Origin of the sequence: Providencia manganoxydans (assembly GCF_016618195.1) — a bacterium.
Taxonomy (GTDB): Bacteria; Pseudomonadota; Gammaproteobacteria; order Enterobacterales; family Enterobacteriaceae; genus Providencia; species Providencia manganoxydans.
On sequence record NZ_CP067099.1, the window covers coordinates 1,051,039 to 1,070,380 of the forward strand.

The following is a 19,342-nucleotide window of genomic DNA, read 5'->3' on the forward strand; positions in this document are numbered from 1 at the left end:
GGTTCTTATTACTCTTCACCAAGAAAAAGCTCTAATAGTGAGTTTAAAAACAATTTACCGTGTTCTGTAATTTGCCATTCATGTTCAGTTTCAGTGATATAGCCTTTTTGCAAAGCGTCATCCAATGCCGCTCTGACTGTGGATTCCGGTAGCCCTGTATAATCACTAAACTCATTTCGCGGCATGGCTTCTAATAGCCTAAAACGGTTCATAAAATATTCAAATGGCAGGTCTTCTGCGGCGACATTATAGGATTGTTGTAAGTAACGTCCTTCCATATAGCCACGTGGATGCTTGGTTTTGATGGTACGTAAAATACGTCCATCAGTACATGTAACCTTACCATGAGCACCACAGCCTATCCCTAGATAATCGCCAAAGCGCCAATAATTTAAATTATGTTGGCATTGATAACCGGGTTTAGCATACGCGGAGGTCTCATATTGTTGATAACCCGCGGCGGTGAGTAGCTGGTGGCCTTGTGAATAAATGTCCCACAAAGTGTCATCATCAGGCAGTGTCGGTGGACGTGAGCCAAATTGTGTATTTGGTTCAATGGTTAACTGATACCAAGACAGGTGCGGAGGTGATAACTCTATCGCTTGGCGTAGATCTGACAAGCCTTCATCACGGGTCTGCGACGGCAATCCATGCATTAAATCTAAGTTAAAACTGCGCAGATGGAGCTCAGTGGCTAACTTAGCCGCCCGTTTGGCTTCTTGTGGGCCATGAATACGGCCAAGTGCAATTAATTTATCATCGCCAAAGCTTTGTACACCTATGGAGATACGATTAATACCTGCCGCTTGGTAACCTGAAAAACGTTCTGCTTCGACGGTTCCTGGGTTGGCTTCCATGGTGATTTCAGCTTGAAGATCGAGATTGACGCGCTGGCGGACGCCATCCATCAACATTTGCATTGATTCAGCACTTAACAAACTTGGCGTCCCGCCACCGATAAAAATAGTTTTAACCGAGCGATCGCCTATTAATGCAACATCGTGATCTAAATCTTGCAGTAGATGCTCAACATACTCTCTCTGGGGGATTTCCCCTTTCAGAGTATGTGAGTTGAAATCACAATATGGGCACTTTTGTACACACCAAGGAATATGAATATACAGACTTAATGGTGGCAGCTTAAGCATTTTTGAGTGCATCCAGCAGCATAGCTAATGCTTTCCCACGGTGTGAAACGGCTTGTTTCTCTGATTTACTCAGTTCTGCTGAGGTACAGTTAAGCTCAGGTACATAAAAAATAGGATCGTAGCCGAACCCCCCCTGACCACAAGGTTCATGGGTGATCACACCGTGCCAGCGACCATGAAATACCAGAGGAGTAGGGTCTTCTGCATGACGTAAATAAACGAGCACACAGTTAAATTGTGCCTGACGCTGTCCATCAGGCACTGATTTCATGGCATCTAATAATTTATGCAAATTTTGCTCATCGGTGGCATCTTCACCTGCATAACGCGCAGAGTAGATACCTGGAGCACCACCAAGTGCATCGACAGAGATCCCTGAGTCATCTGCAATAGCAGGCAGTCCAGTCTGTTTTGCTGCATGGCGAGCCTTTAAGATCGCATTTTCAATGAATGTCAGCCCTGTTTCTTCTGCGGACTCAACGCCTAGAGAGGTTTGGGCAATAATGTCCATCCCAAAATCACGCAGGAGATCGGCTAGTTCATTCACTTTTCCCGGATTACCGGTTGCTAAAACCACTTTTTGCATTGTTGATAACTCTTATTACATCACACCAATTGAATAGAGAATGCCTGTTAAGGTTGGGTCTATCATCAGTGATACATCCAAACGTAAATAATTCAGTGCAATCAAAATAAACATGACAATCATCGCAGAAAAATCCAATCCACCCATTGCTGGGATAATGCGACGAATTGGCGCCATTAATGGCTCAGTTAATTGATACAGCAAATAGTCGATAGGGTTACGGCCTTGACTAACCCAACTCATTATCGCCCTAATTAATATCATCCAAAAAATTAATTTACCGATATAAGTAAGCAGTAAAATAATCCCAATTGGGATGATGGTGATCCCCATAATGGGTAAAGTATTCGTTGCCCAAAGGCTAAAAATAATACTGGCAAGCGCTAAGACAAACGCGACCACCACTGATGCAGTATCGATTGGGCCAATAGCAGGTATGACGCGACGTAATGGGGTCACGATAGGCTTAGTTGCTTTGACCACAAATTGTGAAAATGGGTTATAAAAATCAGCACGTACCCATTGCATCCAAACACGTAGCAGTAGGACAAAAATATAAAGTTGAATAATGGTGGTAACAACAAAAAGTAAGGTCTGCATATCTCGTCCTGCTATTAATTAAAAAAGTTTTTCCATTTCTTCTGCCCGTGAGATCGCACTTTGCATTGCGGTTGCGACCGTTTGCGGAAGGTGATGTTCATAAAATTGTGCTAATGCCATGGCAGTAGTACCCCCTTTTGAGGTGACTTGCTCACGCAGGGTTGCAAAGGCGGTTTCATTTTGTGATTTGGCGAGCGCGATGGCACCTTCGGCAGCGTTTAACACTAATTCATGTGCTTGCTCAGCAGTATATCCCAGATTTTCCGCGGCTTGTTGCATTGATTCCATAAACAAAAAGAAATAAGCGGGTGAGCTGCCTGTAACAGCAATAATATTATTTATTTCTTGTTCTTTTTTGCACCAGATTGTTGTCCCAACACTCTGCATGAGTTGTTCTGCGAATTGCTTGTCTTCAGTACTTACTGTTGCTTCGGCATATAACCCGCTGACTCCCTTACCCACTAGCGATGGCGTATTCGGCATAATACGGATCAACCGCAACGGTTGGGCTAAGTAATCATGGTAACGCTGTGAAGGGATCCCAGCGGCAATGGTTAATAGTAGTTTTTTACTGAAGTCAGCCGCATTTTGCAGTGGTTGGCAGACTTGTTCCATCATTTGCGGTTTTACTGCTAAGACAATCACATCGGCTTGTTGTACAGCGGATACATTATCACTACTACTGATAATGCCATATTGTTGAGCTATTTTATCACGGCGAACAGGGGTTGGTGAGCAAACCGTGATCATAGAGGCAGGGTAACCATGGCTAACTAATCCAGCAATAATTGCATTCGCCATATTTCCAGCGCCAATAAATGCGATTTTTCGATGTTGCATGCTGTTCTCCTTATTACCGTTTTACCGTTGATAGTCTCGAGCACCAAAAATAGCGGTACCAATTCGTACTAGGGTAGAACCACAATGAATGGCTGCTGCCATATCATCAGTCATACCCATAGAAAGGGTATCGACACTAGGGTAGTGTGCTTGTAATTGCTGATACGCGTTTTCCATTTTGCGGAAAACTGAGCACTGGCGTTGATAATCAGTTTCAGGTGCAGGGATTGTCATTAAGCCACGTAGTACTAAATTAGGCTGTAGACTGACATACTTAGCAAGTTCGTCCAGCTGCTCAAGTTGGATCCCTGATTTACTATTTTCATCACTAATATTAATTTGAATTAATACGTTTAATGGTGCTTTATCGCTAGGGCGCTGATCATTGAGGCGCTGAGCGATTTTTTCACGATCAAGGGTATGAAACCAATCGAAATGTTCAGCAACAAGACGGCTTTTATTTGATTGTAATGGGCCGATAAAGTGCCAAACGAGATCGGTTCTATCAGAGAAAAATTGGATTTTTTCAACACCTTCTTGAACATAATTTTCACCGAATTGACGCTGCCCAGCTGCAATGGCCTCTAAAATAGCGTCACAAGGCTTGGTTTTGCTAACCGCAAGAAGTGTGATGTCATGTGAAGAGCGATGACATTCTGTGGCCGCTTGTTCAATGCGTGCTTTTACATCAGAGATATTACTTTGAATGGTCATTATTCTGTTCAATTACATTAGGTGGATAATCAACAATGCCCCTAGTGTAAAGCATATTGCTTTATAACGGCACCTTTGCGTGCGTAGATTAATAAAAATTACACGACAAAAGATAACCTTTATATTTATAGGTGCTGATCAAACCAACTTTCTAAGATCACAACCGCAGAAGCGGAGTCCACTTTGCCTTTACTTAAAGCTCGGTAGCCACCTTGCTCAAATAGATCGGCTTTTGCAGCAACCGTTGAAAGACGTTCATCGTGAAGCTCTACCTTTACACCAAAACGACCATGAATACGATTAGCAAAATTACGCGCTTGGCTGGTCACTAATTGTTCGGTGCCATCCATATTCAAAGGAAGGCCGACAATTACTAATTGTGGTTGCCATTCCTTCAATAGTTTTTCTATTTGTTGCCAGTCAGGGCGACCGTCATTGGCTTTGAGGGAGGTTAAAGCGCGAGCTGTGCCAGTAATTTCTTGGCCAATGGCAACGCCAATGCTTTTTGTTCCGAAATCAAAGGCGAGAAGTGTTCTGCTAGACATTATGCATGCCCTGCCTGCATAGAAATAGTTTGAATATTGATCCCCAATAGATTTGCAGCTGCTTGCCAGCGATCTTTGATTGGTGTGTTAAAAACCAGCTCTGGCGTTGCTTCGACAGTTAACCAGCTATTTTCCATGATTTCATTTTCAAGTTGGCCTGGTTCCCAGCTTGCATAGCCTAATGCAACTAAAGATTGTATTGGATGGCGTTCGCTACCAAGGGTTTCTAAAATATCTTTAGACGTGGTGACCATCATATCATCATTAAGGTGCAAACTAGATGCAAACCCTTTGATTGGCGTATGTAAAATAAAACCATGCTCTTCAGCAACGGGACCACCTGCAATTACCGGTTTTGCTAGGTTACTTGCATTTGTGTCAGTAGAAATCGTAATTTCTAACTTTTCCAACATAGTACTGACCGAAAAGTCATCAATAGGTTTATTAATGACGATCCCCATCGCCCCTTTTTCATTGTGCTCGCACACATAGACCACTGATTGCTCAAAATAGGGATCAGTCAAGGATGGCATGGCTATCAAAAAATGATTTTGTAAGTTCATAAATGGGTTATTTATTGCCTACTTTGATCGGTTGATTAGGAAAAGACGAGTTTTTGCCTTTTCATCTTAAATATACTTGAAACAATCCAAGTTACATGTCGCTGAGCATCATCAACACACACATAACTTGAAGTATAACGGATAGAAAATATTATTTTCTGATATCGCGCTCAATAGCATCCATCAGCATACCTGTAATGGAAACATCATAAGCAGCTTCGATTTCACGAGCACAAGTTGGACTTGTCACGTTAATTTCAGTCAGTCTATCACCAATAATATCCAGTCCAACAAAATATAGGCCTTTAGCTTTTAAGGTTGGTGCAACAGCGCGGGCAATGGCCCAATCACTTTCACTAAGAGGGCGAGCCTCACCACGTCCACCAGCAGCAAGGTTACCGCGGGTTTCCCCTTGTGCAGGAATACGAGCAAGGCAGTATGGGACAGGTTCACCATCAACCACTAACACACGTTTGTCCCCCTCTTTAATGGCAGGAAGATAGTTTTGTGCCATGCAGTAACGCGTTGCGTGTTCTGTCAGCGTTTCAATGATAACACCGACGTTAGGATCATCTTGTTTCAGGCGGAAAATAGATGCGCCACCCATACCGTCAAGAGGTTTAAAAATAACATCACCATGTTTTTGGTGGAATTCACGTAGTTGTTTAGCACTACGGGTGACGAGGGTATCTGGTGTTAATTCAGGGAACCATGCCGTAAACAATTTTTCGTTACAGTCACGTAGGCTTTGTGGTTTGTTAACAATCAAAGCGCCGGCTTGTTCGGCTCGTTCAAGGATATAGGTTGCGTAAATAAACTCAGTATCAAAAGGGGGATCTTTACGCATTAAAATCGCGTCAAGAGAGCCGAGGGCTATATCTTGTTCAGACTTGAATTCATACCATTTGCTTGGGTTTTCTTCGACGGTGACAACCTTAGTGGTTGCGCGTGCTTCGCCTTGGTATAAATAGAGATCATTCATCTCCATATAGTGAATTTCATAACCACGACGTTGAGCTTCCAGCATCATAGCAAAACTAGTATCTTTCTTGATTTTAATGGATGAAATAGGATCCATTACTATACCGAGCTTGATCATTTTTTCTCCTTAACCTAGGTCACCTAGGCGCACTTGTAGTGCGGTGATTGCGGTTAGCGCAGTCGTTTCTGTTCTTAATACTCTTGGCCCTAACAAAATATCGGTAAATTGATAATTGGCTGTCATTGCGATTTCTTCATCACTTAACCCACCTTCAGGGCCGATTAATAGGCGAACTTTATTTAATTCGGCGGGCAATGTATTGATACTTTGTGTTGCTCTAGGGTGTAAATTGATTTTAAACCCACCGTCGTCCTCTGCACACCATGCTTCAAGAGATTGGATAGGACGGATTTGTGGGATGCGGTTACGACCACATTGCTCACAAGCGGCAATGGCTATCTTCTGCCACTGTAGTAATTTTTTTTCGAGTCTTTCGCCATCTAAACGCACGCCACAACGTTCTGACAATAATGGCGTAATGGTATTAACACCAAGTTCTACCGATTTTTGAATGGTAAACTCCATTTTCTCACCGCGGGAAATGACCTGCCCAAGGTGCAAATCTAATGGTGATTCTCTGTCATCAAATTGGCTGCTGACAATATTGACCGAGACTTTCTTTTTACTTGCTTCTGATATTTCAGCGCTAAAAACCTGATTTGTCCCATCAAATAACTCAAGCTTTTGGCCTGCCGTCATGCGAAGAACGCGGCCGACATGGTTAGCAGCATCATCGTCAAGAGCGATTGTTGTATTGGTTTGGAGTGGCTCAGGGTGATAAATGCGTGGGATGCGCATAATTTTTCCTTAAAAAATACAAGGTTAAAAATACAGATAGCAAAAATAAAATATGGGGTTTAAATCCCTAAATGCAAGGGAGACACTTAAGTTTATAGTGATTTGAACCGTTTTTGTAGTCTACTTTGTGTGGCATTGGTAGGGTGTATATATTTAGTGGATTTAAAAAAACCGTTGATTATAAAGGATAAAACGATGATTTACATCGGAATTACTGTGTATGGGGAAAAGACGAATCACGGTATATTGTTAGCATATAACGAGTATATACACGTCATACTGCAAGTTACAGGGTTGTTGATTACGCTCAGTTAGTCGAGTCACATAGTTTATCTCTGCTTCTCGCCTACCTTCGCTTGTCGCCTACCTGCACCTTGAATTATTTAGAGTATAGCGGCACTAAAGGAATGGGTAAGGAAGACTCTAATGCTATTTTCTGTCGAGCGGATTTATCACAAAATTACCAATAATCTCTCTCTTTTACCTTTTCATTATACTGATGGCATTATCTCTTCTACTCTTTCAGCTTTAACATTGTGTCGAGGTAATTTTTGTCTTGAAAATATTAACGGAAAATGTTTTTTTGGATTGTTCGAAAATAGTTGTTATGACCGACTGTTATTGATGATCATTCTTATATTTTTATCCGCAAAGAACACGCAGTGGTGGTTACAATATATTCCAGTTAAATATTTTCATAAAGAACGAATTAACATTAAGACTATATGGTTAGTACTGTTATACCTTCCTTTAATATTTATTAATACGTTATTAAATAATGAGTTAATAATTATTGCCTTATTCACTTTCTTTTTAAACATCATGGTTTGCCTATTTATCATTGACCTTAAAACGGGTTATCTCCCTGATATACTTGTTTATCCATTATTGTGGGCTGGTTTGGTATATCAAAGTTGTATAACACAAGGCAATGTGGTTTCTGCTGTATATGCGGTTGTGATTAGTTATCTTTCCATAATGCTAATCACTATGATCATGGAAAAAATCCGCCAACGCCCACAAATGGGGCGGGGGGATTTAAAGCTGATAGCTGCTGGTGCTGCATGGATAGGTCTGGTGGATTTACCCTATTTTTTAGCCTTAGCTGCTGTGTTTGGTACAATACATTATTGCATTGCTTATCACATTAAAAAGCACAACAACGTGCTTCATGCGATTCCATTTGGGCCTGCGATTACACTCAGTGCCAGTTATTGGTTGTTTGCACCTTCACTCAATCCATTTATTATAAAAATAATGGGTTAAATTTAATGGCTGGTTGCAACTATTGAATCTAAAAACTGCTGCCATTGTTCTACATCGCTTAAATAGTTTTGTAATGGCACGCGCAACCATTTGCCCTGTTGCTGGATTAATAATGTTGGGAAGCCTGAAGAGCCTGACTGTGCAAGTAATTGGCGACTATAGTGAATATGCTGTTCTAGATTATCGCCACCTTGTAGTAGGTAATCGCGCTGATATTGCTCAATATCCAAATCTATTTCATGTGCGATTTCTAATAGAGTATTGGGTTCGCTAATATGTCGGCCTGAAACATAATGAGCATGTTGAACCGCTTTTAGCATAGTTAGTGCTTTGTGTTGCTGAGCTGCTGCAAGGATAGCTTGCAATGGTGGTGCAGAATCAAGTACCAGATCTGGCTCATCCAACATGTTTAGGTATTGCTTACCAAACACTTGTCCCGTCATAGCGGCAATGCGTTTATCCGATTGTTTAATATGTTCACGAAACTGATTATCCATATGTAAACGGGATGCACCTGCAAGCATTCCTCCGCCATGAAGTTCTAAAGCAATATTAGGATGAGCATTCGCAATTTCAATGAGTGGTGATGCCCCATAGCACCAGCCACAAAGCGGATCATAAATATAATGTAGGGTTATTTTACTCACGGTTTATCCTCTATTAATGTCGTGGCCGAGCTAAGTCGGCCAACCATGATTATTTTATTGTGGCCACTGCATTTCGCCTTTGATAACTTTGGCACTCAATTCTAGGCTCGATTTGTCATCAAGGTTAGGGTAAGCCTCTTCCATTTTACTGGTTAGCATTTTGGCATCTTTACTCTGTTCTGCCATCGATTCAAATGTATTCAAATATTGCTGAGTAAAAGTAACTGTACCTAAATCCATTTTTGAATTCCCCGTGAAATGACCGGGAACAACGATTTCAGGTTTTAGCGCTTGAATGCCTTCTAATGTTTGTTGCCAATGTTGACGAGATAGTTTGGTTTGGGTATCAGCAATCCAAATGTGGATATTATCTGAAACGACAACACCGCCAACGACAGCTTTAAGTGACGGAACCCACACATAGGTGCGATCAGGGGCTGGGCCATCACTCCCTTTAATAAGCAAGGTTTCACCATCAACAGTAAAACTATTACCTTGTATCACATCCGGAACGACTAGTGCTGTCGGAGCTTGCTCTTTAAGTACTTCACCCCAATACGCCAACTTACCATCTTTCGATGCTTTAATGGCTTCGACAGTTTCTTTTGTTGCGACCACTTTTGCATCTGGAAATGCTTTGGTGATGGTATCTAATCCAAAGTAATAATCAGGATCTGAATGACTGATATAAATAGTTGTTAATGTTTTATTTAATGCTTTGATTTTATTAACCAGAGCTTGAGCATCATTTTTTTGAAATTGAGCATCGATTAAAACAACTTCCTTATCACCGCTAATAATTTCAGAAGAAACAGGGAATACACTGTTATTTCTTGGGTTATAAACATCGAGCTTTAGATCGGCGGCCTGAGCTAATGAGGTACTCATCAATAGAATTGAGGCGGCAACTGCTGTGTGTAGTTTCATCATTTATTTCCAATTGTTGGTTAGTTTGTCTCATCTGTCTGGAATAGGTGTATATTAAATTGCAATAATGATGAGAAAAACGCCATAATGAGCAAATGTTTGTTGCATAAATCGGTCAAATAGATGGATAGGCTAACGGCAGTTCAAGTTTTTATTAGTATTGTAGAGCAGGGCAGTATGAGTGCTGCGGCGGATAAATTGGATATGTCGCGTGCGATGGTAACGCGTTATCTTTTTGAAATGGAACAATGGGTGGGGGTACGCTTGCTGAACCGCACAACCAGACGATTGAGTTTAACTTCGGCTGGAGAAAGCGTTTATCAGCAAGCACTTAAATTGAATGCATTGTCTCTAACATTGCCTGTACAACAAAAACATGATGCTAATGAACTAACAGGTTTGGTGCGCATTAGTTGCGCACAGTCAATTGCTAGTCAAGTCCTTTCCGTCGCAATGACAGAGTTTCTTAACCAGTATCCTAATATGGCGATTGATCTGAGCATTACCAACAAAGCGGTAAACTTAGTTGAAGAACGGATAGATCTTGCAATCCGTATTACTAACCAATTAGAGCCGAGTTTAATTGCAAAACCATTATCAACTTGCCATTCGGTGATTTGTGCCGCACCTTCTTTTTTAAAAGATAAAAAAATACCGGTTAAACCTGAAGATTTAGCCCCTATGGAATGTTTAACTTATAACTTCTTCGGCCGCAGTTTATGGCGATTTGAAAAGAACGGTGAGCCTTTTTCTGTGTTAGTGGGGGGGCGATTAAGCGCTGATGAGTCTGTCTTTTTATCTCAAGCCGCATTAAATGGAGCCGGTATTGCAATGCAGCCCTATTTATCGGTAAAAAAATACCTTGAATCGGGAGAGCTTATCCAATTACTACCAGATTATACACCGCAGCCACTTGGGATTTATGCGGTTTATACCAGTCGGCAAAATATGCCTACAACATTAAGGGCGGTATTAGATTTTCTTGGTAATTGGTTTGCAACCTCGGAATATTGGTTATCAATGCTCCAACAGCGCCACACTTAAATCCCGCTCTGTTTGTGCAAATATATCTTGTAAATAGCGAGTGAAAACATCTGATAACTCTGAGGATGGGCGATGAATGGGTTTTATTAGGCTTACGGTAAATGGGATCGCAAAGCTAAGCGGTCGAATAATAAGCTTACCAGATGATTGCTGATGAAAATCTAACGCAGTAATTGGATTGACGATTGAAATACCAATGCCTTTTAGTGCCATCGCACAAATCGATGATGCTGAATGGGTTTCCATCACCATTTTTCTGTCTATTTGCTGTTGAGAAAAAATGGCATCAATGACTTGTCGATAGCTATCAGTTAGTGAGAGGCTGATAAAACTTTGCTGCTGAAAATCAGCTGGTGTCAGTATTGCCTTATTTTCAAGAGGATGGCCGCTTGGTAAGACACAAACTTCATTCAGTGAGCCTAATGTCAGTTGCTCAGTACCGGGTGGGGTTTGCAAATGCTCGGTTAATCCAAAATCATAGCGCTGAGCCGATAACCACTCTTCTAAAATGGGAGATTCCTGCGGGATAACCGTTAAACTCACTTCAGGGTAGTCAGCCATAAATTTTTGGCAAACATGCGGCAATAATGATTGTGCGAAAGCCGGTAAACAAATGACAGAGAGTTGAGCGTTATCAAAGCGGCGGATCGTCTGCGCCGAGTTTTTTATACGTTCTAATCCATAATATGAACGCTCCACTTCTTCAAAAAAACGTAGCCCCTGAGTGGTTGGTTTTAAACGACCTTTAATACGATCAAACAATTTAAACTGTAATAGGTGTTCAAGCCGAGCCAGCTCACGGCTGATTGTTGGCTGAGAGGTGTTCAGTAAGAGTGCCGCTTCAGTTAAATTTGGCGTGGTCATTACTGCCCGAAAAATTTCAATATGCCGCCAAGAAAATGTGTTCATCGCCAATCCTATATCAAAAGTGAATAGATTCTAACAAAATGGATATTTTTTTTCCCGACTATTCTCTGAATAATAGAAGGTATAATAAAAATGGTTAGAGGATCTATACTCCAAGTGATGCGAGTTGCCGTTAGGCGACAAACGAAGATAGACGGGGAGCATAGATAAACTATCAACAATACTGAAACTTGAAGGATTTCGGGTATACAATGACATCATTTGCAACCACCACAAGCCAATATTTAACACCTGAAAATCTACGTGCTCTGCCTGAGCAGTTTGGGACGCCATTATGGGTGTATGACAGCGCCGTTATTATTGAGCGTATACAACAGCTCAAAGTATTCGACACGGTGCGTTTTGCACAAAAAGCCTGCTCTAATATCCATATTTTACGTTTGATGCGTGAACATGGTGTCAAAGTCGATTCTGTTTCACTAGGCGAAATTGAGCGTGCTTTAGTCGCTGGTTTTCAGGCGGGTCGTGAAAAATCAGAAATAGTATTTACGGCTGATGTACTTGATAGAGCGACACTAGCACGTGTTACAGAGCTAGATATTCCTGTAAATGCAGGCTCAATCGATATGTTGAGTCAAATTGGTGAACAAAAACAAGGACATCCAATTTGGTTACGTATTAACCCAGGCTTTGGTCACGGTCACTCACAAAAAACCAATACAGGTGGTGAAAACAGCAAGCATGGTATCTGGTATCAAGACTTACCAGAGGCACTCGAACAAATTCGTCGATATGACTTATCGTTAGTCGGATTGCATATGCACATTGGCTCTGGGGTAGATTACCAACATCTAGCCAATGTCTGTGATGCAATGGTCGAGCAAGTCATTTCGTCAGGTGTTGATATACAGGCGATTTCGGCTGGTGGTGGGCTATCAACACCGTACCGTGAGCAAGATGAAATTATTGATATTCAACATTATTACAGCCTATGGAATAGTGCTCGTCAGCGTATCGAACAACATTTGGGGCATAATGTTGAACTGGAAATAGAACCGGGACGTTATTTAGTTGCGGAGTCTGGTGTGTTAATCGCCGAAGTTAGAGCAGTTAAACATATGGGTAGCCGTCATTATGTGCTAGTGGATAGTGGTTTTAATGATTTAATGCGTCCAGCAATGTATGGCAGCTATCATCATATTTCTGTACTCCCTGCCGATGGACGATCACTCGAAAATAGCGCACAAACAGAAAGTATCATTGCTGGGCCATTATGTGAATCAGGTGATGTGTTTACGCAGCAAGAAGGCGGTATGGTGGAAACTCGCTTATTACCAGAGGTGCAGATTGGCGATTATTTAGTGTTCCATGATACAGGTGCATACGGTGCTTCCATGTCATCAAACTACAACAGCCGTCCATTATTACCTGAAGTACTACTGATTAATGGTGAGCCAAAACTGATCCGTCGTCGCCAAACCATCGAAGAGTTATTGGCGCTAGAACTTTAATTCTTGTCTATAAATATATACTGTAAATAATTTGAGATGCAGGTAGGCGTAGTCAACCTCCTGCATCTTGAAGCATGACAAGGGGAGATATTGTCATATTGGTAGTATCTTTTGTTTTCAATATATACCCGAAATTCTCCAAATTTCAGTGTGTTGATAGTTTATGTATACTCTACCCGCTCCATCTTCATTTATCGTCTAGCCACACCTTAGTTTATTTTAAGTATAAATAATTTTATGTTATCTGTTTTTTATCAGATAAATAAAAAATAACCTTAATTAGTTATTTTTTATCTTATAGTTTAATGAGATAATTTTTTTGTGTTAGCTTTCTGGTAATGATTTAAGTCTAATTTTTAGTTTATATATACTGTTATTACTGATTTAATTTATTTTATAATTAAGTTTTATCACGTTTTTTAATTGTTTATAATTTATTTCTTAATTGATGAGGTATTGATTGAAAATATTCACAATTGTTTTGTTTGTGTTATTTCTATCAGGATGTTGTATTCTTAATAAAGAGCGAGAGGAAATCATCCCTTCATATAGAATGTTAAATTATAATTATCCATCTAATTATATTAAATTTGATAATTCTATAAAAGATAAAAATCCAGAGTCTAGAAATTTAAATGATTTTTTAAATGTAAAATTTAAATCTGAAAATGGCGATGCGGAAAGTAGTTTCTTAATGTCTATGCTACATTATAATGATTCTAATTGTAGTAGTATTATTATATTAGATACTAAACCGAACCAGAATTGTCTACTTGCTGTTGAATACCTTAAGAAATCACTTGAGCAAAATCCTGAGTATGATTTAGCACTGTTTGAACTTGGTAAAATGTATGCTGAAGGTATTGGGTTCAAAAAAAATCGTCAAAAAGCAGTTTATTATTTAGATAAGGTAATGAATAAGGGGGAAAAAGGTAGTGAATTAGCATGTGAGTATTTGATTTATCTTCATATCAGTAATGATGATGGCGAAGGTGTCGATTTAAAACAAGCTCAACATTATGCTGAAATTGGCATGAAAAATGGAAGTCAATTTTGTACTAGGCATTACGGTAGCTTTAAAAAACTAGATTAATAATAGATTAAATATTAATAAAAGGATTTGAAATGGAAATAAATATACTCTAAATAATTTTAGGAGCAGATAAGCGACAAGCTAAAGTAGCAGCGGAGCATAGGTAAACTATGTGACTTGGTTAGCTAGATGCAGTTAACACCTCTGCAACTTACAGTATAACGAGTAGATATCATCTAATAATTACACACCTTACTGCATTAGAAGGAAAACACAGATGAGGGTGAATTAAATATTTAAAATATGATTACCGCTGCTTCATTCTTTTTTAATATTTTTTACCTCACAATATTTAATAGGTTCTAGTTTGCTTAGATATTTTTACATTATTTTTGTTTTTTTATAAGTGGTTGTATGGGCTGCCAAGAAACCTATAAGGAGCGCCCTTCTTATAGAATGCTTGACTATAAATTACCTAAAAAGGAAATCATATATCAAAGTGATCTCAATATATCGGTTAAAGAACCTAGAACAATTCAAAATTTTAATCAATTGAAAGATAAAGCTAGGAAAGGTGATGTGTATAGTCATTATCTCTTATATCTTATCTATTTTGATGACTCGAATTGTTCTGTAAAAAAAACGTGTTCCCAATGAAAATTGTTTATTAGCTATTAATTATTTAAATAACAGCATTGAATTACAACCTGATTTTGAACCTGCGTTATATCATTTAGCTATTCTAAATAAAGTTGGTATCGGTATGGATGTTAATTTAGAAAATAGCATTCGCTATTATCAGAAAATTATTGATTTGAATGGAAGATATAGGGGGGATGCTATTGTATCTCTAGTGGATATCTATTTGTATAACAAAGGTCATATTGATAATAGGGTGAGTAAAGCTAAGTTCTATATTGATATGGGGGCAAAGGAGGATTGCTTTCAATGTTTACTGTATCAAAAAGATTGGTTGAGTGTTGTTAATAGAATGAATTATTTACATCAATTAAAATAAAACATTAGAACTGTGGTCGTCATAGTGATTTTAAGCTTGTTTATGATATTTTAAAATCACTATGATAATTTAATATTAATTACAAATTATAGCAGTTACAACTTACTTTTAATATTGACCTTGTGATGCAATACCCGCTAACATTGCCATCATTGTCGAGAAAAAGAATAAGAAAAATACGACAGAAAATACAACGCTAATAATAAAATAGATTAATCCAGCTCTATTCCATGTTTCTTGTACTTTCATGAAGGTTTCTTCTGAATCATAGTCACCATTCTTCCAAGCCCATTCATTACCTTTGAATCCACAAACGAACATCCATATTAGATTAAATACTGGTATTAGCATCAATAACGGTAAATAAGATTTATTTCCAAATCCCCAGATGATATTAAACATAAACGCGCCCCAGTTCCAACGCTTGACCCCTTGTGGTACTTCCTTACTTGAATAAGACATATGATATCTCCATTAATAAACTTGAGAGTTATTGATTTCACTCGCTACAGTGAAAATAGCGGGAGATATTAATATAAGAATTGTTTAAGTTAAATTTATTTATATAGTAATAATGTTACTAAAGATGTAATTACTCTTTATTAGAGATGTTTAAGTCGAATAATGATAATGTTAGTGAAGTTTAATTAAAAAAATAAAAACTAGCCCAATATAAAAGGCTAGTTTTTATATCATTAAATATACTTGCTATGCTTCAAATCTGAGAGGGGCTACATTTAGTTAGGCAGGTTACATCGTTTATCTATGTTTCCCGCCTATTTTCATTTGTGCCTGTTTGCCAATTCGAATTAATTAAGCAGCTTGTTTCTTTTTAGATTGCTTTTCGTGTTCGCTTTCAGTTTGAGGCTTTTTTGTACTAGCTGTTCCCAATGCTTCGAAATCAAACTCATCAACATTGATGGTGCGAAGACGGCTAGCCTCAGCTTTGCGTAGAATATCCGCTTCTTCTTGTGTGATGATATTTTCAGGTAACATTTTCTCTGCCAATTCATCTAAGCGAGTGAAGCTAAATTTACGTTCTTTCAAGCGACAAATCCTTTCAAAAATTGGTTCTGCGGCGATGATGTCATACAGGGCCTGATTAACCAAACCATGTGGGTTATGTTCAGTTGGTGTTAGATACTGACCACGACCGATCCTATCGCGAGTTTCAGATGGCTCCATCATTAACTGTGCGAGTTTATGATCAAGGCGATCTGATGGCGCGGACATTGCACGACCAGTAGGGAAGAGCGTAAAACGCATAACACCAGCAACAAACCTATTTGGGAAGTTTTTCAGTAAATCATCAATGGCTTTTTCAGATTGGTATAAACAATCTTCGACAGCCCATTTAACTAACGGTAAGTCGGCTTTCTGACGTCCTTCATCTTCATAGCGTTTTAGTGTCGCGGTAGCTAAATAAAGATGACTAAGAATATCGCCTAAGCGTGCAGAGATGCGCTCACGACGTTTTAAACTACCACCTAACACAGCCATGGAAACGTCAGCTAGTAAGGCTAGGTTAGCACTTTGACGATTCAACATTTGATAATAACGGCGTGTTTCATCTTTGGTTGGTGCATGACTACCACGGCCATTCGTTAGGCCTAACCAGAAGCTACGACATTTATTGCTAAATACGTGGCCAATATGACCAAATACCGCTTTATCAAATTTATGCAGGTTGTTCTCTTGCGCTGCTGCCATTTCTTCAAGTACATATGGATGGCAACGAATAGCCCCTTGACCAAAGATGATCATACTACGGGTTAAAATATTTGCCCCTTCAACGGTGATTGCAATAGGTGCGCCTTGATAAGAGCGGCCAACAAAGTTGGATGGGCCAAGGCAGATACCTTTACCGCCAGTGATATCCATGGCATCAATCACAGAGCGTTGACCTCGATGGGTACAGTGATATTTTACAATTGCGGATAGAACAGCAGGCTTTTCACCTAACATAATACCAGAGGTAATTAAGGTTGCCGCTGCATCCATTAAGTAAGCATTACCTGCGATACGAGCTAATGGTTCTTCAATACCTTCCATCTTACCAATTGATAATTTAAATTGGCGACGGATATACGCATAGGCACCTGTTGCCATAGCAATACTTTTCAAACTACCGGTTGAGTTTGATGGCAAGGTAATACCACGGCCAACAGATAAACACTCAACAAGCATGCGCCAGCCTTGACCAGCCATTTTTGGACCGCCAATGATATAATCGATAGGTACGAAAATATCTTGTCCACGAGTTGGCCCGTTCATAAATGGAATATTAAGTGGGAAGTGGCGGTGACCAATTTCCACCCCTGGGGTGTTAGTCGGGATTAATGCACAGGTAATACCTAGGTGCTTTTCACCACCCAATAAACGATCAGGGTCAGATAATTTAAATGCCAGCCCAAGAACCGTAGCAATAGGTGCTAGGGTGATATAGCGTTTGTTCCAGTTTAAACGCATACCTAAAACTTGCTCACCTTGCCATTCACCCATACAAACGACGCCTGTATCAGGGATAGCACCTGCATCAGAGCCCGCCTCTGGACTTGTGAGTGCGAAACAAGGGATTTCTTCACCGGTCGCTAAACCAGGTAAATAACGTTTTTTCTGCTCATCAGTACCGTAATGTTGCAATAATTCACCGGGACCTAGAGAATTAGGCACCCCAACAGTAATCGCTAGAATACCTGATACGCCAGCCAGTTTTTGTAGCACTTGTGATTGCGCATAAGCAGAAAATTCAAGGCCGCCGTACTCTTTTTTAATGATCATGGCAAAGAAGCGATGATCACGTAAGTACTGCCACACTTCAGGGGTAAGATCCGCCAGCTCATGGCTAACTTCAAAGTCATTAACCATTCCGCAAACAGTTTCAACAGGACCATCAATAAAAGCTTGCTCTTCAGCGGTCAATTGCGGTTTTGGATAATTATGTAGTTTGTTCCAATCAGGTGCCCCACGGAAAAGATCACCTTCCCACCATGTTGTTCCTGCGTCGATAGCTTCTTTTTCTGTGCTAGACATAGGTGGCATAACTTTTTGGAACATTTTTAGTGCGCGAGCAGAGAATAATGATTGACGAACTGGTGTAAAAACAAAGGGGAATAGCACCAGTGCGACAGGCAGTAACATCCAGTAGCTCCAAACACTTAATAGCCCCATTACTGCGGTATAGGCAAGTAACAGAACGGTACTTAGAACCAATGATGTTTTGTGATAACAAAGAACACCGATTAATGCGAGAAAGAGAATAACGCTGAGTAGGGTCATAGGGAAACTCCTGTCTACTTGTAAGAGGTCTGACCTGTTGTTTCCTTTAATCTATATCCATTAATAAACAATTAGCAACAAATTTACATCTTAATTACAACTTGGCTCACAAAATCGTCAAATACCTCCTTGTGATAATTTCAAAAATGGATTTATGGGGGATCTGTAATAACTTAAGTATCGAAAAAGCACTGATTAGCCTTAAATGCCTAAATTTGCACTGAATCAGGTGTAGAAAGAAAATTAACCCTGTGTAACAATCTGAATAGTTAAAGGGTAATGGTTATTACTCTAAATTATTCAATCTAAGGGGTTATCTCATGTATCAAGACCTGATCCGTGGTGAACTTTCAGAAGCAGCCGATACGTTGGCGCAATTCCTAAACGACGAAGCAAATATTAAGGCAATTGAGCAAGCGGCAGTGTTACTGGCTGACTCTTTTAAGGCTGGAGGAAAAGTACTGTCATGTGGTAATGGTGGTTCCCATTGTGATGCTATGCACTTTGCTGAAGAACTCACAGGGCGTTACCGTGAAAACCGTCCAGGTTACCCTGCTATCGCGATTTCAGATGTCAGCCACCTTTCTTGTGTGAGCAACGATTTTGGTTATGAATTTGTCTTCTCTCGTTTTATTGAAGCTGTTGGGAAAGAAGGCGATGTATTGCTTGGCATTTCGACTTCAGGTAATTCAGGCAATATTATTAAAGCTATCAGCGCTGCTCGTGAAAAAGGCATGAAAGTGATCACATTGACCGGCAAAGATGGCGGTAAAATGGCGGGCACGGCAGATATTGAAATTCGTGTGCCACATTTTGGTTACGCTGATCGTATTCAGGAAATTCACATTAAAGTGATCCATATCCTGATCCAGCTAATTGAAAAAGAGATGGTTAAGTAATTCTCTGAATGATAG

At 39.8% G+C, this 19,342-nt stretch carries 20 protein-coding genes; 6 read left to right on the forward strand and 14 right to left on the reverse strand.

Annotated elements, in window-relative coordinates:
- Positions 1-8: 8 nt before the first annotated feature.
- From hemW to rsmE, 9 genes are all read right to left on the reverse strand, one after another.
- Positions 9-1,148, reverse strand: coding sequence for a radical SAM family heme chaperone HemW (gene hemW / locus JI723_RS04590; RefSeq protein ID WP_140182041.1), 1,140 nt, complete (start codon positions 1,146-1,148; stop codon positions 9-11).
- Positions 1,141-1,734, reverse strand: a complete 594-nt coding sequence (locus JI723_RS04595; protein WP_319066752.1) for an XTP/dITP diphosphatase — start codon at positions 1,732-1,734, stop codon at positions 1,141-1,143. Before JI723_RS04595 ends, hemW begins: the two co-directional genes overlap by 8 nt.
- Before the next feature lie 15 nt (positions 1,735-1,749).
- On the reverse strand, positions 1,750-2,334 hold the full coding sequence (locus JI723_RS04600; protein ID WP_070926570.1) for a YggT family protein: 585 nt from the start codon (positions 2,332-2,334) through the stop codon (positions 1,750-1,752).
- An 18-nt stretch (positions 2,335-2,352) separates the two neighbouring features.
- Complete coding sequence (gene proC / locus JI723_RS04605; RefSeq protein WP_319066751.1) at positions 2,353-3,174, reverse strand: pyrroline-5-carboxylate reductase; 822 nt, start codon at positions 3,172-3,174, stop codon at positions 2,353-2,355.
- A gap of 21 nt (positions 3,175-3,195) precedes the next feature.
- Entirely contained in the window at positions 3,196-3,888 is a 693-nt protein-coding gene (locus JI723_RS04610) for a YggS family pyridoxal phosphate-dependent enzyme (RefSeq protein ID WP_140187577.1), read from the reverse strand.
- A gap of 125 nt (positions 3,889-4,013) precedes the next feature.
- Positions 4,014-4,433 (reverse strand): Holliday junction resolvase RuvX, encoded by a 420-nt coding sequence (gene ruvX / locus JI723_RS04615; RefSeq protein WP_272580319.1) that lies wholly within the window; start codon positions 4,431-4,433, stop codon positions 4,014-4,016.
- Positions 4,433-4,996: a YqgE/AlgH family protein gene (locus JI723_RS04620; protein ID WP_070926564.1), complete on the reverse strand. Its 564-nt coding sequence runs from the start codon at positions 4,994-4,996 to the stop codon at positions 4,433-4,435. The genes ruvX and JI723_RS04620 overlap by 1 nt, the downstream gene beginning before the upstream one ends.
- A gap of 151 nt (positions 4,997-5,147) precedes the next feature.
- Positions 5,148-6,095, reverse strand: coding sequence for a glutathione synthase (gene gshB, locus JI723_RS04625; RefSeq protein ID WP_070926562.1), 948 nt, complete (start codon positions 6,093-6,095; stop codon positions 5,148-5,150).
- A 9-nt stretch (positions 6,096-6,104) separates the two neighbouring features.
- Positions 6,105-6,836, reverse strand: coding sequence for a 16S rRNA (uracil(1498)-N(3))-methyltransferase (gene rsmE / locus JI723_RS04630; protein WP_070926560.1), 732 nt, complete (start codon positions 6,834-6,836; stop codon positions 6,105-6,107).
- Between the two features lie 426 nt (positions 6,837-7,262).
- Here rsmE and JI723_RS04635 point away from each other — a divergent pair, with 426 nt between their 5' ends.
- On the forward strand, positions 7,263-8,102 hold the full coding sequence (locus JI723_RS04635) for a prepilin peptidase (protein ID WP_337979806.1): 840 nt from the start codon (positions 7,263-7,265) through the stop codon (positions 8,100-8,102).
- Between the two features lie 2 nt (positions 8,103-8,104).
- On the opposite strand, the gene JI723_RS04640 is transcribed toward JI723_RS04635, so the two are convergent.
- Positions 8,105-8,749, reverse strand: a complete 645-nt coding sequence (locus JI723_RS04640) for a DsbA family protein (RefSeq protein ID WP_337979807.1) — start codon at positions 8,747-8,749, stop codon at positions 8,105-8,107.
- A 54-nt stretch (positions 8,750-8,803) separates the two neighbouring features.
- Entirely contained in the window at positions 8,804-9,676 is an 873-nt protein-coding gene (locus JI723_RS04645; RefSeq protein ID WP_319067078.1) for an MBL fold metallo-hydrolase, read from the reverse strand.
- Between the two features lie 123 nt (positions 9,677-9,799).
- Here JI723_RS04645 and JI723_RS04650 point away from each other — a divergent pair, with 123 nt between their 5' ends.
- Positions 9,800-10,720, forward strand: a complete 921-nt coding sequence (locus JI723_RS04650) for a LysR family transcriptional regulator (protein ID WP_272580315.1) — start codon at positions 9,800-9,802, stop codon at positions 10,718-10,720.
- On the opposite strand, the gene JI723_RS04655 is transcribed toward JI723_RS04650, so the two are convergent.
- A complete protein-coding gene (locus JI723_RS04655; protein ID WP_272580314.1) occupies positions 10,694-11,629 on the reverse strand; it encodes a LysR family transcriptional regulator in 936 nt (311 codons plus the stop codon). The genes JI723_RS04650 and JI723_RS04655 overlap by 27 nt on opposite strands.
- 209 nt (positions 11,630-11,838) lie before the next feature.
- On the opposite strand from JI723_RS04655, the gene lysA reads away from it, so the two are divergent.
- The 3 genes from lysA to JI723_RS04670 all read left to right on the forward strand — a co-directional run bounded on the left by lysA (position 11,839) and on the right by JI723_RS04670 (position 15,149).
- Positions 11,839-13,098 carry a diaminopimelate decarboxylase gene (gene lysA / locus JI723_RS04660; RefSeq protein WP_070926551.1) on the forward strand — a complete coding sequence of 420 codons (1,260 nt, stop codon included), beginning with the start codon at positions 11,839-11,841 and terminating at the stop codon, positions 13,096-13,098.
- A gap of 460 nt (positions 13,099-13,558) precedes the next feature.
- Complete coding sequence (locus tag JI723_RS04665; RefSeq protein WP_337979808.1) at positions 13,559-14,191, forward strand: tetratricopeptide repeat protein; 633 nt, start codon at positions 13,559-13,561, stop codon at positions 14,189-14,191.
- Positions 14,192-14,894: 703 nt separating this feature from the next.
- Positions 14,895-15,149: a hypothetical protein gene (locus JI723_RS04670; RefSeq protein ID WP_337979809.1), complete on the forward strand. Its 255-nt coding sequence runs from the start codon at positions 14,895-14,897 to the stop codon at positions 15,147-15,149.
- 108 nt (positions 15,150-15,257) lie between these two features.
- Here the strand turns inward: JI723_RS04670 and JI723_RS04675 are convergent, their stop codons facing one another.
- Entirely contained in the window at positions 15,258-15,611 is a 354-nt protein-coding gene (locus tag JI723_RS04675; RefSeq protein WP_070926544.1) for a ribonuclease G, read from the reverse strand.
- Positions 15,612-15,962: 351 nt separating this feature from the next.
- Complete coding sequence (fadE, locus tag JI723_RS04680; RefSeq protein ID WP_319066737.1) at positions 15,963-18,428, reverse strand: acyl-CoA dehydrogenase FadE; 2,466 nt, start codon at positions 18,426-18,428, stop codon at positions 15,963-15,965.
- A 320-nt stretch (positions 18,429-18,748) separates the two neighbouring features.
- On the opposite strand from fadE, the gene lpcA reads away from it, so the two are divergent.
- Positions 18,749-19,327, forward strand: coding sequence for a D-sedoheptulose 7-phosphate isomerase (lpcA, locus tag JI723_RS04685; protein ID WP_070926540.1), 579 nt, complete (start codon positions 18,749-18,751; stop codon positions 19,325-19,327).
- The last annotated feature ends 15 nt before the right edge of the window (positions 19,328-19,342 follow it).